Raw genomic sequence first — 13,365 nt, 5'->3', positions numbered from 1 at the left:
ACTCACCCTCCCCGGCTACCGCGTGTCTGCCCCGGGCATGACGAAGGCCCGGATCCCATGGATCCGGGCCTTCATCTTCAGTAGCGGGGACAGGATTTGAACCTGCGACCTCTGGGTTATGAGCCCAGCGAGCTACCGAGCTGCTCCACCCCGCGTCGGTGAAACCACAGTATCACGACGCGGGGTGGAACCATTACCCATTGATCATTGGCCGGACGGCGCGGACGGCGCGGGCGTCGCGGTCTTCGCCTCGGCCTCGATCGCCCGCTTCAGCGCCGCCTTGATGTCCTCCTGGGCCTTGCCGAAGGCCGCCCAGTCGCCGGCCTGCCGGGCCTTCTCGGCCTCCTCGATCGCCTTCTGCGCGTCGCCGAGGGCCGCCTTGACCGTCGGGTCCTGGATGGTCGGCGGCGTGACGGTGCCGTCACCCGGCGGCTGGACCGGGGGCACCGGCGTGGTCGGGGCCTCGGCCCCGAAGACCACGTTCAGCGCCTTCTCCAGCGTGTCCTCGAAGGCCGTCTGGCCGCCGTAGGTCACGAGCACCTTGCGCAGCAGCGGGTACTTCAGGCCGGAGCTGCGGACGTAGACCGGCTCCACGTAGAGCATGCCGCCGTCGAGCGGCACCGCGAGCAGGTTGCCGTACTCGATCTCCGAGTCACCACCGCGCAGCAGGCGGATGGATTCGGCGATCTTCGGCTCGGACTGGAACTTGCTCTGCACCTGACCGGGGCCGTCCGGCGGCTTGCTGGTCGGCATCTTCAGAATGCGGATCTTGCCGTAGTCCGCAGTGCCCGGATCGGCATTGACCGCCATGAAGGCGCTCAGGTTGGGCCGCTCGTTCGGCGTGAACGTCGTGGTGAGCGAGAAGACCTGGTCCTTCTCCTTCTGCCCCGGCATCTTCATCGACAGGTAGTACGGCGGAACCGCCGTACCGGCCTTGGTCGTCGGGTCGTCCGGGACCGCCCACGCCTCACTGCCGCTGAGGAAGGTCTGCGGGTCGGTGACGTGGTACCGGGTCAGCAGCTCGCGCTGGACCTTGAAGAGGTCCTGCGGGTACCGCAGGTGGTCCATGAGCGGCTTGGCGATGTCGGCCTTGGGCTTGACCGTGCCCGGGAATGCCTTCATCCAGGTCTTCAGGACCGGGTCCTGGGTGTCCCACTGGTAGAGGTCGACCGAGCCGTCGTACGCGTCGACGGTCGCCTTCACCGAGTTGCGGATGTAGTTGACCTGGTTCTCCTGGGCCACCACCGCGCGCTGGCTGTTGGTCAGCGAGTCCGCGGTGCTCTGGCCCAGCGTGGTGCGCGAGGCGTACGGGTAGCCGTTGGTGGTCGTGTACGCGTCGACGATCCACTTGATCCGGCCGTCGATCACGGCGGGGTAGGGCGCGCCGTCGATGGTCAGCCACGGTGCGACGGCCTCGACGCGCTGCTTGGGCGTGCGGTTGTAGAGGATCCGCGAGCCGTCGCCGATGGCGCCCGAGTAGAGGATCTGCGGCTCGTTGAAGGTGAGCGCGTACGCGGCCCGGTTGACCGGGTTGTCCAGGTTGACTCCGGAGTCGCCCTTGTAGCTCGTCTCCTTCTCGCCCTTGTCGTCCGAGTAGTCGAGCTCCTTCTGCGGCCCGCCGACGATCGAGTACTGCTTCGTCTGCTCGCCGTAGTAGATGCGCTGCTCGAAGTCCGTGCCGAACATGCCCTTGGAGGGCAGGTCGGACTGGGTGAAGTCGGGAGCGCCCTCGGCACCGACGGTGGTGCCCTTGGCCGCGACCACGCCGTACCCGTGCGTGTACTTGAAGTGGTCGTTGATCCAGTTGTTCTTCGGGATGCCGCCGATGTTCAGCTCGCGCAGCCCGATGACCGTGTCCTGGCCGCTGTACCGGTCCACGGCGAGCGTGGACGGGAAGGCGTAGTAGCCCTTGACCTGCTGGAGCTGCTGGAACGCCGGCGAAACGATGTTGGGGTCGAGGATGCGGATGCTGGCCGTGCTGTCGGCCTGCGGCCGCAGCTTGCCCCGGTCCTCGGTCTGCGGGGAGCCCGGGTAGTCCGTGACCTCGGAGCCCGCGATGCCGTAGGCGTCGCGCGTGGCCTTGATGTTCTTCTGGACGTACGGGGATTCCTTGGCCTGCTCGTTCGGCTGGACCTGGAACTTCTGCACGATCGCCGGGTAGAGCCCGCCGATCAGGATCGCCGAGAGCACCATCAGGCCGAAGCCGATGACCGGCAGCTGCCAGGTGCGGCGCCACAGCGTCGCGAAGAACAGCACGGCGCAGATCGCGGCGATGGCGACGAGGATCGTCTTCGCCGGGAGGTAGGCGTTCGCGTCGACGTAGCGCAGGCCCGTCCAGTTGTCGGCCGCCTTGAAGTCGCTGGACTTCACGGCGAGGCCGTACCGGTCGAGCCAGTAGGCGACCGCCTTCAGCGTCACGAAGAGGCCGAGCAGCACCGACAGGTGCCCGGTCGCCGCGGCGGTCGCGCGGGCGCCCGGGCTGGTCACGCGCAGTCCGCCGTACAGGTAGTGCACGACGGCGGCGGCGATCACCGACAGGACGACGGCGGCGAAGCCGAAGCCGAGCAGGAAGCGGTACCAGGGCAGGTCGAAGGTGTAGAAGGACACGTCCATGTTGAACTGCGGGTCCTTCGTACCGAAGGTCACCCCGTTCACATACATGAGCCAGGTCTTCCACTGGCCGGCCGCCGACGCTCCCGCGATCAGGCCGACGAGCACGGCGATGCCCAGGAGCAGCCACTTCTTGTACGGGGCGATGCTCATCCGGTAACGGTCGAGGCTCTGCTGCTCCATCGACATCGCGCTGAGCGGCGGGCGCAGCCGGTGGGCCAGCCAGATGTTCAGCCCGACGGCACCGGCCATCAGCAGACCGAACACGGCGAAGAGGCCGATCTTGGTCCACAGCGTGGTGGTGAAGACGGTGGAGTACTTCACGGAGCGGAACCAGAGCCAGTCAGTCCAGAAGCCCGCGAACATGATGAAGAGCATGGCCAGGACGGCCAGCACGCCCAAGGTCATCAGGAGAGTTCGGGCCCGCCGGGAGGGGCGGCCGACTCTCATCCGTGGCCCGGAAGGGCCTCCGCCGCGGTCCGGCATCTGGAAAGCCAAGGTGCGCACCTCGAAAGTCGCTGAGTCTGGTAATGAACGGGCCCCCGATCGTAGAGCCCACTCATGCAACTTACTGAGGCTTCGGTCAGTTCCCGGTAATCGATGGAAAGGAGGCAGGATGTTGCCCATGTCCAACCTCTCACCTTCCCCCGGCACCCCCATGGCGGCCAGTCCGCTGACCCGTGCCTGCCTCGAGATCGACGAGTACGCGGCCGGCCTCGGCTGGGACAAGCCCGCGCGGCTCTTCGCGCTCGTCGACACCGCCCGGCTCAAGAAGCAGGAGCCTCGCCTCGCGGGCCAGCTCGGTCTCGACCAGGACGACGCCGGAAAGTCCTCCCTCACCCCGATCGAGCAGGACGAGGTCCCCAAGGGGACCCCGCTCGACAAGTTCCTGGGCACCATCGCCTGGCCCGACGCCGTCGTCGGCTGCGCGCTGACGGTGGAGCGTTTGATGCTGCCGCCGTCCGCGGAGGCCTCCGTGCCGGAGGGTCTGAACGACAAGCAGCTGTCCAAGTGGGTCGCCGCGCACCCGGAGCGTCAGGAGGTCCGCCTCACGGTGGCCGTGCTGCGCGACGGCTCGCGCGAGTCGGCCGTACGGCTGCGCGAGAAGGACTCCTCGACGGAGGTCCTCACCGGTGCGGGCCTGGTGCCCGGCCTGGCGGAGGCCCTGGCGGCGACCTTCTCCTAGGTCCGGCCGGACGCGGGTCCCGCCCGGACGCGGGCCCTGCCCGCCGGGGGGACGGAGCGGTCAGGGCCGGGTGCTGCACTGCGGCAGCCCGGCCGTGTCCCCCTTGCTGATCTTCTGCAGCGCCTTGGTGGCGTCGTCGATGGTGGCGACCTTCACCAGCGTCAGCCCGTCGGGCACGTTCGAGGCCGCGGAGGCGCAGTTCTCGGCGGGCGTCAGGAAGTACCGTGCGCCGGCCTGACGGGCCCCGATGGTCTTCATCTGGATGCCGCCGATGGGGCCGACCTTGCCCGCGTCGTCGATGGTGCCGGTTCCCGCGACGAACTTCCCGCCGGTCAGGTCCTCCGGGGTGAGCTTGTCGACGATGCCGAGGGCGAACATCAGACCGGCGCTCGGGCCGCCGACGTCGGCGAGCTTGATGTCGATCGTGAACGGGAAGGTGTGGTCGGTGCCGGCCCGGATGCCGACGATGGCGTGACCGTCGCCCTCCGCCTTGCCGGCGTTGATCGTCACCTTCGAGGAGCCCGTGGCCTCGTGGTTCGCCTTCGCCGCCTCGGCGGCCTCCTTGGCGGGCACGATGGTGAATTCCACCGGCTCGCCCGGCTTGTGCTTGGTGACGAGCTTGGCCACGTCCTCGGGGGCGGTGACGGCGGTGCCGTCCACCGCCTTGATCACGTCGCCGGCGTGCAGCCGGCCCTCGGCGGGGCTGTCCTTGACGACGGTGGAGACGATCACCCGGGCGGTGACCGGGATGCCGAGCTGCTTCAGGGCGGCCACCTTGGCGCTCTGCTGCGACTGGCTGAACTCCTCGGCGTTCTCCTGGGTGGATTCCGCTTCCGTCTTGCCGTTCGGGTAGAGGTTCTCGTGCGGGACGACGATGTTGTCGCCGGCCAGCCACCCGTACACCGCTTCCACCAGGCTCATGTCGTAGTCGGCGCCGGTGACGCGGACGGTCGTCATGTTGAGGTGGCCGCTGGTCGGGTACGTCTTGCGTCCCGAGATGTTGAGGACGGGCGCGCCGTGCGAGTCACCGAGCGTGTTCACGGTGGGGCCGGGGCTCATCTCGGAGTACGGGACCTTGATGAACACCCCTGCGCAGAGCAGCGCGAACAGCACCAGGGTGGAAGCGAGCATCGTCGCGGTGCGGCGTGGCATGGATCCGACAGTACGGGACGGCCCTGGCGGGTGGCCCTCGGGGCCGGTCCGTACGGGGTCCGTACGCGAAACTCTCAGCGGATTCTCAGCGACGGCGGCGCACCGGAACGGGACGGATGCGGAGCGTCAGACGGCGTCGGAGGCGGAGTGGGGGGTGTGCGCGGAATGGGCGTCCGCCTTCACCCTCACCTGATCGGCATTGGCCATGGCTTCACGGAAGCGCGCGTAACCCGCGAGCTCGGATATGTCGCCCTGCGTGCGGTCGCGTGCCGCCCAGCTGCCCCATATCGCCGCTCCGATCGCGGCGAACAGCGGAATCAGCAACCACGCCAAAGATGCCATGGGCCTGCCTCCCTACCCCGAAGTACGTTTCGTTGGTGGCTTCAACGCTCGTGCCCGTGGGGGGGTTACGCAAATCGAGGGCGTGTTGCGCGGCCGAACGGGTGCGAGGCTACCGCCTTCCGGGTGGCTCTCCGCGACCGGGGGTTCAGCAGGCTCCGACCCACTCCTCGGTGCCGTCGCTGAAGGTCTGGTGCTTCCAGATCGGGACCTCGTGCTTGAGGTCGTCGATCAGCATCCGGGCGGCCTCGAAGGCCTCGCCGCGGTGCGGGCAGGACACGGCGACGACGACGGCCAGGTCACCGACGGCCAGGTCACCGACGCGGTGCACGGCCGCGAGGGCGCGGACCGGGAACTTGGCCACGACGCGCTCGGCCACACGGCGCATCTCGGCCTCGGCGGTCGGGTGGCAGGAGTAGCCGAGCGAGTCGACGTCCGCGCCGCTGTCGTGGTTGCGCACCGTGCCGACGAAGAGCGTCGTACCGCCCGAAGCGTCGTCGCCGACGGCCTGGAAGACCTCGTCGATCGAGAGCGGGGTCCTGCGGATCTGGAGCAGCCGGATCGGGTCCGAAGCGGCCTGCTCACCGGGGTGGTCGAAGTGCGGTGCCATGTCTTCATCGTGCCCTAGCCGCTGACCCGGCGAAATAGCAGATTCGCCCGGTGCGGGCCCGCGGCCTTGGGAGCCTCCTACAGGGCGGGCCCGCACGGGCCCGCGGTCCGCCCCGGCCGGAGCCGCGTCCGCCCGGCCGGCGGGCGCCGCGGGTCCGCTCAGATCCCGCGCCGCTTGCGCGCCAGGCGGACGGCCGCGGCCGCGCCCAGCAGGGCGACCGTGGCGCCGGCCGCACCGGCGGCCGTGGCGGCGTCCCTGCGGCCCAGCCGGCGGCCCGCGACCGTGTGCCGGCCCGAGACCTCCCGGAGGAGCTCGGCGAGCACCTCCTCGTTGGTCCAGCGCGGCCGCCAGCCCGCCGCGTGCAGCCCGCTGACGCTGACCACCCACGGGTGCATCGTGTAGGCGAGGTCCCCGGCCGGGGACGGGGTCAGGCCGATCCGGTGCAGCCGGGCCGCCGCACCCAGGGCGACCGCCGAGGGGAGCTCCATGCGGCGGATGCCGCTCAGCTCCTCGACCTCCTCCTGCTCCAGCCACCCCTCGCAGCCCACGGCCAGCTCGCCCTCGACCTTCTCCAGGGCCGCGTACTCCAGGGCGCTGACCAGGTCGTCCACGTGGCAGAACTGCCAGGTGGGGCGGGATCCCGCCACCACGAGCAGCCGCGGGGACTCGAAGTACCGGGTCAGGGCGGTGTCGGTGCCGCCGACCAGGACGGCCGGGCGGATCACGGTGACGTTCAGTCCGGGGTGCGCGCGGGGGGCGCGCCGGCCGAGGCGCTCGATCTCCAGGAGGTCGCCGACACCGGTCGCCTCGGCGGTGGCCCGCAGCTCGGAGTCCTCGGACAGCGGGATGTCGTTGTCGGGCAGGGCCCCGTAGACCATCGCCGAGGTGCAGAGCACGACCCGGTGCACGCCGGCCGCGGCGGCGGCCGTCAGGACGGTCTGGGTCCCGCGCACGTTGTACGCCGTACGGGCGGCCGGGTCCGTCTCCAGGTCGAGGTCGAGGGCGAGGTGCACCACGACGTCGGCGCCGCGCAGCTTCTCGGCGATCGCGGGGTCCCGCACGTCGAGGATGTGCCACTGCGCGGCGGCGCAGTCCCCCCGCCGCTCGTCGATGGCGACGACCTGCTTGACCTCGTCGGAGGCGGCCAGGCGGCTCACCAGCGCGGCGCCGACGCCCGACGCGGCGCCGGTCACGGCGATCACGGGGCTGCGCCGGCGGATGTCCGACGGGTTTCGCGGCTGGCGAACGCCGGGGGCGCCGTCACCGTGGTCGGAGCTGTTTTCGTCGTCGGGCATCGCGCGAAACTGCGGATCTGGGGAACTCACCGGGCGTCTCCAGCGGTTGTCTTCAGTAGGGACGCGCCGTGACGCGTACCCACCAGGTGATGTCCATCCTGCCGCAGCCCAGGAGTCGGCGGAGCACCGAGCCCGGATGCGGCTGCGGTGTCTACGCTGGGTGGTGTTGTCGGACCATTGCCCGTCGGCTCCCGCCGGCGGCCCTACGAGCCGAGGAAACCCGTGAGCGACACCCCATTCGGATTCGGCCTTCCGCCGGAGGAGCCGGAGAACGGCGACGATGGCAATAAGAAGGGCAACCAGGGCGGTCAGGGCGGCCCGGCGAATCCCTTCGGGTTCCCCGGCATGGGTCTGCCGGGCGGCGCGGGCGCTCCCGGAGCGGACAACCCGTTCGCCGCGATGTTCGGTTCGATGAACCCGAACGACCTCGGCGCCGCCTTCCAGCAGCTCGGCCAGATGCTGAGCTACGAGGGCGGTCCCGTGAACTGGGACATGGCCAAGGACATCGCCCGCCAGACCGTCGCCCAGGGCACCTCGGACGGCGTGAAGGACACGAGCGTCGGCGTCGCCGAGAAGTCCGCCGTCGAGGAGGCCGTGCGCCTCGCCGACCACTGGCTGGACGGTGTCACCTCGCTGCCCTCGGGCGCGACCACGGCCGTGGCCTGGAGCCGCGCCGAGTGGGTCGAGGCGACCCTCCCGGTGTGGAAGGAGCTCGTGGACCCGGTCGCGGAGCGCGTCGGCGCGGCGATGGGCGGCGTGCTGCCCGAGGAGATGCAGGCCATGGCGGGCCCGCTGCTCGGCATGATGCGCTCGATGGGCGGCGCCATGTTCGGCCAGCAGATCGGCCAGGCCGTCGGCACCCTCGCGGGCGAGGTCGTCGGCTCGACGGACATCGGTCTGCCGCTGGGCCCGGCCGGGAAGGCCGCGCTGCTGCCGCTGAACATCGAGGGCTTCGGCAAGGACCTGGGCGTGCCCTCGGACGAGGTGCGGCTCTACCTGGCCCTGCGCGAGGCCGCCCACGCCCGGCTGTTCGCCCACGTGCCGTGGCTGCGCTCGCACCTGTTCGGCGCGGTCGAGGGCTACGCCCGCGGCATCAAGGTCGACACCTCGAAGCTGGAGGACGTGGTCGGCCAGCTGGACCCGTCCAACCCGGAGCAGCTGCAGGAAGCGCTCCAGGGCGGCATGTTCCAGCCGCAGGACACCCCGGAGCAGAAGGCAGCACTGGCCCGCCTGGAGACGGCGCTCGCGCTGGTCGAGGGCTGGGTCGACGCGGTGGTGCACGAGGCGGCCAAGCCCCGGCTGACCTCGGCGGACGCGATGCGCGAGACCATGCGGCGGCGGCGCGCCTCGGGCGGCCCGGCCGAGCAGACCTTCGCGACGCTGATCGGCCTGGAGCTGCGCCCGCGCCGGCTGCGGGACGCCTCGCGCCTGTGGGCCTCGCTCACGGACGCCCGTGGGGTGGACGGCCGCGACGGTCTGTGGGAGCACCCGGACATGCTTCCGACGGCCTCCGACCTGGACGACCCGGACGGCTTCGTGCACCGCGAGCAGCTGGACTTCTCCGAGATCGACAAGATGCTCGGCGAGGCCGCCGAGAAGCGCGAACAGGACGGCGACGAGAAGAAGTGAGCCTGCACGAAGACGCGGTTCTCGTACTGAAGGCGTACGAGGACCAGCCGGAGCTGCGCGATCTGTACCTGGAACACCTGGCGGCCCATCCGGACGGGGTCTACAAGCCGTGCGGGGCCGGGCACGTCACGGGCAGCGCGCTGGTGATCGACCCGGTGCGGCGGCGCGTCCTGCTGACCCTTCACAAGAAGCTCGGCATGTGGCTCCAGATGGGCGGCCACTGCGAGCCCGGTGACGCGACCCTCGCCGAGGTGGCGCTGCGCGAGGCCCGCGAGGAGTCGGGCATCGCCTCGGGACTGACCCTGCTCGACGGCGGCCCGGTGCGCCTGGACCGGCATCCGATCCCGGCGCCTTGCAACTGGCACCTGGACGTGCAGTACGCGGCGCTGGCCCCGGCCGGCGCCGAGGCGGAGATCAGCGAGGAGTCGCTGGACCTGCGCTGGTTCCCGTACGAGGAGGTGGCGGCGGTGGCCGACGACTCCGTCGTGCGGCTGCTGGAGGCGACCCTGGCCCGTCTCGGGGGCTGAGCGCGCGGACGCGGACACGGCGAAGGGGCGGCCCCGGACGGGACCGCCCCTTCGCCGCATTCGGGCCGGTCAGTTCCAGGCGTTGTTCTGGTTCTGTCCGTGGGAGCCCTGCTGGCCCATGCCGAACTGCGCGGCGACGCCCTGGCCGAGCTGGGCGTTCTGCGGTGGCAGCACCTCACTGGGCTGCACCAGCGCGAAGCCGGTGCCGAGGAAGCTCAGCTCCCAGCCCTCGCCGGTGTTGCCGCGCCGCCGCCACACTCCGCTGGAGTGCGTCTGGGCCTGCATCTGCACCCGCAGCGAGGTGGACCAGGCGACGATCGCGTCCGCGTCCACGTTGACGTACTTGTCGGGCGTGACGTGCATCATCAGCGGCTGCCCGGAGGTCATCAGCGCGACCTTGCCGCGGCCGGTGATGTTGAGCTGGTACTTGCCGGACCCGGAGATCCCGTACTGGCTGTCCACCGCGATGACCTCGGTGTGCAGGGTGGAGTCCAGGGCCAGCACGTAGCTGCTGTCGACCGTGAGGCCTTCCTGGTCCACGTCCACGACGTGCACGTACTGGGCGAGGTTGGCCAGGTAGACCGTGCCCTGCCCGGAACAGCGCATGAGGTCCAGGCCCTCGCCGGTGCGGCGGCGGGCGTTGCGCTGGCTGGTGGTCTGGTACTCGCCGTCGAAGTCGATGAGTCCCTGGTAGGCGACCATCGCGCCCTTGCGGGCGAGTACGTCGTCGGAGCCGGTCAGCGAGACCCGCAGCAACTGCGGGTTCTGGATGGCGTACCGCTCCTGCGACTGGGCTTCGGCGTGGGCGAAAAGTGCGCTCTGCATGATGTGTCCGCTCCCCCTCAGCCCCGGACCCGGAGCCGGTCGGTGCTGTCCTCGCTGGGCTGTACGACGACGATGCCCTGGCCTGAGAAGGCCATCTGGTAGGCCTCCCCGCTGCCCCGGCCGATCATCGACGAGGCCTTGAAGCTGCGCTTGCCCTTGACCTTGAGGTTCGGGGACCAGGCGACGAGCGCGTCGGGGTCGACGTACGTCTCGTCCTCACCGCGGCCGCAGTCGACCACGATCGGGGTGCCGCGGGAGGTCAGGGCGACCCACCCGGTGCCCGCGACCTCGACGTTGAACAGGCCTTGGCCGGCGAACTTGGCGAGACCCTTGACCCGCTCGACGCCCCACTGGAGGTGGGCGTCGAAGGCGAGCAGGTTGGTGCCGTTGACCGAGAGCGAGTCGTTGTTGAGGTTGATGACGACGACGTCCGCGCCGTAGTCGGCGAGGTAGAGCAGGCCGTCACCGGTGCACTTCATCAGCGGCGCGCCTTCGCCGGTGGCCCACTGCGAGGCCATCTGGCGGACGGCCGGCGGGTTGGGCTCGTACTGGACGAAGCCCTCGTAGGCGACCATCGAGCCGGTGCGGGCGAAGAGGTCCTGGCCGCTCTGCATGGCGACCTTGAGCATGGACCGGCCGTGGTTCTCCATGCGGGCCGTGACAGGGGTCGGGGCGTAGCCCGCGAGTTGCTGGTTCGTTGCGTTCATATCGGGCTCCCTCAGACCTCGTACGGCTGGACGACGATGAAGTTTCCGGGCGCGCCGCGGAACTGGAGGTTCACGGTCTCCCCGCTGTGGCCGGGATAGGCGTTGCGCCGCAGCCGGACCTGGCTGGACAGGATCACCTGCGCGGCCGAGGACCACGCGACGATGGCGTTGCTGTCCGCGAAGGTGGTCGGGGTGACGGGCAGGACCACCGGGACGCCGTGCGTCTTGATGATCACCGTGCCGGTGCCCTGGAACTGCATGGTGAACAGGGCGCCGCCCGGGATGCCGTGACCCTCGATACGGCGGATCTCGTGCTGGAGCGACTCGTCGAAGGCGAGCACGGCTTCGGCGGAGACGCAGATTCCGTCGCCCTGCAGCTCGACGGCGTGCAGGTGGGCGCCGTCCTCGGCGAGGAAGACCTGGCCGCGGCCGGTGCAGCGCATGAGCTGCATCTCCTGGCCGGTGGCGTTGCCGACGATGCGGCCGGCGAAGCCCGCGCCCTTGTAGCTGAAGTCCACCTTGCCCTGGTACAGCACCATGCTGCCCTGGCGGGCGAGGACGGCCTGGCCGCCCATCGCGAGGTCGACGCGCATGAGCTGCTGGTTCTGCGGGGTCCAGCGGCTGCCCGTGGGGGCTTCCTTGTAGGGCTGGAGCGCGGCGGCGAGTCCGGCGGCCGGGGCCGCGGCCTGCGGCGCGTAACCCCCGGGCTGCTGGCCCGGGAACTGACCGGGCGGCTGGCCGGGGACCTGGCCGTAGCCCGGCTGCTGCCCGTAGGGGGCCGGGGCGGGCGGCGGGACCTGGCCCGGGTACTGGCCCGGGACCTGTCCGGGGACCTGACCGTACGAGGGCTGCGGCGGCTGCGGCGGCTGGCCGTACGGCGCCGGGGCCGGCGGGGCGATCGGCGCGGCCATGGTGGGCGCGGCGTGCACCGGGGCCGGGGCGACGGGCTGCTGGTACTGCGGCTGCGCGGCGCCGGGTGCGGGCACGGGCGCGCCGAAGGAGGGCGCGGGGGCCGGGGCCTGCTGGGCCGGGGCGCCGAAGGACGGGGCCGGGGCGGCCGCCTGCGGCGGCGCTGCGAACCCGGGCGAGGCGGCGGCGGGGGCCTGCGGCTGCGCCTCCTCGGCGACCTCGCCGCCGAAGTTCCGCAGCAGTGCGTCGAGCCCGCCGTCGAAGCCCTGGCCGACGGCGGCGAAGCGCCACACGTCCTTCAGGTAGAAGTCGCCGAGCATCACGGCCCGCTCGGTGGTGAACTCCGCACCCGTGAAGGCGTACCGGACGACCTCTTCGCCGCCGGCCACGATCCGGATGTAGCCCGGTCCGATCTGCGACATCTGTCCGGCACCGTCGATGGTGGCGGTGAAGGACAGCTTGTGGATCGACGCCGGAATGCGGTCCAGCGTCACCCGGAAGGATTCGGTGTCACCTGACTGGGCACCGAGTTGCTGAATGGACTCTTCCGGTGACTTCGGCTGATTGAAGAAGACGAAGTAACGGTCGTCCGACAGCTGCTCATTGGCGTCGAGGCCGAAACAGCTGATGTCGAAGGAGAGTCCGGACCCGGCGATCTGTACGCCTACATACAGATCGGTGCCCGCCGTGAGATCACTGATCTTGGCCTTGTGGCCGCGTTGGAATTCCCTGGCCATACGTACGACCGTCCCCCATCCCGACTGTGAATGCGTGCGGCTCAGGCTAACGGCAACTGCCGACATCCGGCCAAGCCGGTACCGACCCGGTACAAAACACTCTGCGTGACGTGACGGGCGGCGATCACGCGTCCCGGGTCATTCCTCGCGGGCGGCGGGGACCTGCGGCAGCCGCTCGGCCGCGACCACGCCCTCCAGATAGCCGCGGGCCCGCTCGGTACGCGGGTACGCCTCCAGGAGCGCCCAGAATCGGGGTCCGTGGCCGGGTACGAGCAGGTGGGCCAGCTCGTGCAGGAGCACGTAGTCGACGACGTACTCGGGCATCCCCTGAAGGCGGTGCGAGAGCCGGATGCTGCCCTCGGCGGGGGTGCAGGAGCCCCAGCGGGTGTTCTGGTTGGTCACCCAGCGGACGGTGCGGGGGCATGCGCGGCCGTCGAAGTACTGCTCGGACAGCTGTGCGGCACGCTCGGTGAGTTCCGCGTCCCCGAAGGTGCGCCGGCTCTCCTGGGCGGCCAGTTTGTCGAGCATGACGCCCACCCAGCGCTGCTCCTCCGCCTCGGACATCCGGGCAGGGATGAGGACGACCGTACGGTCACCCTCGCGATAGGCGGATACGGTCCTGCGGCGGCGCGCGCTCCGGCGGACTTCGACGGCGCGCTGCGGTGGGTCGGCGGACACGCCACGACGGTACCCGGTTCCCCCTGCGGAAGTCCCGCCCGTCCGGGGGTCGAACACGAGGGATTCGCAGCCGATTTCCGGAACACCATTTCCCTTCATCTCATATGCCTAATACCTCGCACCTGTGGACAAATTCCTGCACGGATTCCGACGGGCGGGCA

12 protein-coding genes and 1 tRNA gene are annotated in these 13,365 nt (G+C 70.5%); 3 read left to right on the top strand and 10 right to left on the bottom strand.

Features of this window, described 5'->3' with window-relative positions; translation table 11 throughout:
- Nucleotides 1-81: 81 nt before the first annotated feature.
- Together OG753_RS27605 and OG753_RS27600 are read right to left on the bottom strand one after the other, a co-directional pair.
- A tRNA-Met gene (locus OG753_RS27605) sits at nucleotides 82-155 on the bottom strand.
- A gap of 49 nt (nucleotides 156-204) precedes the next feature.
- Nucleotides 205-3,096, bottom strand: coding sequence for a UPF0182 family protein (locus OG753_RS27600; RefSeq protein WP_327266926.1), 2,892 nt, complete (start codon nucleotides 3,094-3,096; stop codon nucleotides 205-207).
- Between the two features lie 130 nt (nucleotides 3,097-3,226).
- Between OG753_RS27600 and OG753_RS27595 the strand changes: the two genes are divergently transcribed.
- The gene (locus OG753_RS27595) at nucleotides 3,227-3,796 is read left to right on the top strand and encodes a PPA1309 family protein (RefSeq protein WP_327264346.1); all 570 of its coding nucleotides are present in this window, start codon (nucleotides 3,227-3,229) and stop codon (nucleotides 3,794-3,796) included.
- Nucleotides 3,797-3,856: 60 nt separating this feature from the next.
- Here the strand turns inward: OG753_RS27595 and OG753_RS27590 are convergent, their stop codons facing one another.
- From OG753_RS27590 to OG753_RS27575, 4 genes are all read right to left on the bottom strand, one after another.
- On the bottom strand, nucleotides 3,857-4,948 hold the full coding sequence (locus tag OG753_RS27590; protein ID WP_327264345.1) for a PDZ domain-containing protein: 1,092 nt from the start codon (nucleotides 4,946-4,948) through the stop codon (nucleotides 3,857-3,859).
- Between the two features lie 126 nt (nucleotides 4,949-5,074).
- Nucleotides 5,075-5,290 carry a hypothetical protein gene (locus OG753_RS27585; RefSeq protein ID WP_327264344.1) on the bottom strand — a complete coding sequence of 72 codons (216 nt, stop codon included), beginning with the start codon at nucleotides 5,288-5,290 and terminating at the stop codon, nucleotides 5,075-5,077.
- Nucleotides 5,291-5,435: 145 nt separating this feature from the next.
- The gene (locus tag OG753_RS27580) at nucleotides 5,436-5,897 is read right to left on the bottom strand and encodes a molybdenum cofactor biosynthesis protein MoaE (protein ID WP_327264343.1); all 462 of its coding nucleotides are present in this window, start codon (nucleotides 5,895-5,897) and stop codon (nucleotides 5,436-5,438) included.
- 158 nt (nucleotides 5,898-6,055) lie between these two features.
- A complete protein-coding gene (locus tag OG753_RS27575; protein WP_327264342.1) occupies nucleotides 6,056-7,222 on the bottom strand; it encodes an SDR family oxidoreductase in 1,167 nt (388 codons plus the stop codon).
- Nucleotides 7,223-7,414: 192 nt separating this feature from the next.
- Here OG753_RS27575 and OG753_RS27570 point away from each other — a divergent pair, with 192 nt between their 5' ends.
- Both OG753_RS27570 and OG753_RS27565 read left to right on the top strand, forming a co-directional pair.
- Nucleotides 7,415-8,821, top strand: coding sequence for a zinc-dependent metalloprotease (locus OG753_RS27570; protein WP_327264341.1), 1,407 nt, complete (start codon nucleotides 7,415-7,417; stop codon nucleotides 8,819-8,821).
- Nucleotides 8,818-9,348, top strand: coding sequence for an NUDIX hydrolase (locus OG753_RS27565; RefSeq protein WP_327264340.1), 531 nt, complete (start codon nucleotides 8,818-8,820; stop codon nucleotides 9,346-9,348). Before OG753_RS27570 ends, OG753_RS27565 begins: the two co-directional genes overlap by 4 nt.
- A gap of 69 nt (nucleotides 9,349-9,417) precedes the next feature.
- On the opposite strand, the gene OG753_RS27560 is transcribed toward OG753_RS27565, so the two are convergent.
- From OG753_RS27560 to OG753_RS27545, 4 genes are all read right to left on the bottom strand, one after another.
- Nucleotides 9,418-10,173, bottom strand: coding sequence for an AIM24 family protein (locus tag OG753_RS27560; RefSeq protein ID WP_327264339.1), 756 nt, complete (start codon nucleotides 10,171-10,173; stop codon nucleotides 9,418-9,420).
- Nucleotides 10,174-10,190: 17 nt separating this feature from the next.
- Nucleotides 10,191-10,880 carry an AIM24 family protein gene (locus tag OG753_RS27555; RefSeq protein ID WP_327264338.1) on the bottom strand — a complete coding sequence of 230 codons (690 nt, stop codon included), beginning with the start codon at nucleotides 10,878-10,880 and terminating at the stop codon, nucleotides 10,191-10,193.
- 11 nt (nucleotides 10,881-10,891) lie between these two features.
- Nucleotides 10,892-12,526: a TerD family protein gene (locus OG753_RS27550; RefSeq protein ID WP_327264337.1), complete on the bottom strand. Its 1,635-nt coding sequence runs from the start codon at nucleotides 12,524-12,526 to the stop codon at nucleotides 10,892-10,894.
- 138 nt (nucleotides 12,527-12,664) lie between these two features.
- On the bottom strand, nucleotides 12,665-13,303 hold the full coding sequence (locus OG753_RS27545) for a M48 family metallopeptidase (protein ID WP_401682516.1): 639 nt from the start codon (nucleotides 13,301-13,303) through the stop codon (nucleotides 12,665-12,667).
- Nucleotides 13,304-13,365: the final 62 nt, after the last annotated feature.

It is taken from the genome of Streptomyces sp. NBC_00029 (genome assembly GCF_045160505.1).
Taxonomy (GTDB): domain Bacteria; phylum Actinomycetota; class Actinomycetes; order Streptomycetales; family Streptomycetaceae; genus Streptomyces.
Note: the sequence above shows the minus strand (reverse complement) of the source record. Positions and strands in the feature narration are given on the sequence as shown.

Bases quoted from the DNA above. Each gene is read 5' to 3' on its own strand.
- OG753_RS27560 (WP_327264339.1), bottom strand. From the start codon at position 10,173: ATGCAGAGCGCACTTTTCGCCCACGCCGAAGCCCAGTCGCAGGAGCGG.
- OG753_RS27545 (WP_401682516.1), bottom strand. From the start codon at position 13,303: ATGAAGGGAAATGGTGTTCCGGAAATCGGCTGCGAATCCCTCGTGTTC.
- OG753_RS27595 (WP_327264346.1), top strand. From the start codon at position 3,227: ATGTTGCCCATGTCCAACCTCTCACCTTCCCCCGGCACCCCCATGGCG.
- OG753_RS27555 (WP_327264338.1), bottom strand. From the start codon at position 10,880: ATGAACGCAACGAACCAGCAACTCGCGGGCTACGCCCCGACCCCTGTC.
- OG753_RS27590 (WP_327264345.1), bottom strand. From the start codon at position 4,948: ATGCCACGCCGCACCGCGACGATGCTCGCTTCCACCCTGGTGCTGTTC.
- OG753_RS27600 (WP_327266926.1), bottom strand. From the start codon at position 3,096: ATGCCGGACCGCGGCGGAGGCCCTTCCGGGCCACGGATGAGAGTCGGC.
- OG753_RS27580 (WP_327264343.1), bottom strand. From the start codon at position 5,897: ATGGCACCGCACTTCGACCACCCCGGTGAGCAGGCCGCTTCGGACCCG.
- OG753_RS27585 (WP_327264344.1), bottom strand. From the start codon at position 5,290: ATGGCATCTTTGGCGTGGTTGCTGATTCCGCTGTTCGCCGCGATCGGA.
- OG753_RS27550 (WP_327264337.1), bottom strand. From the start codon at position 12,526: ATGGCCAGGGAATTCCAACGCGGCCACAAGGCCAAGATCAGTGATCTC.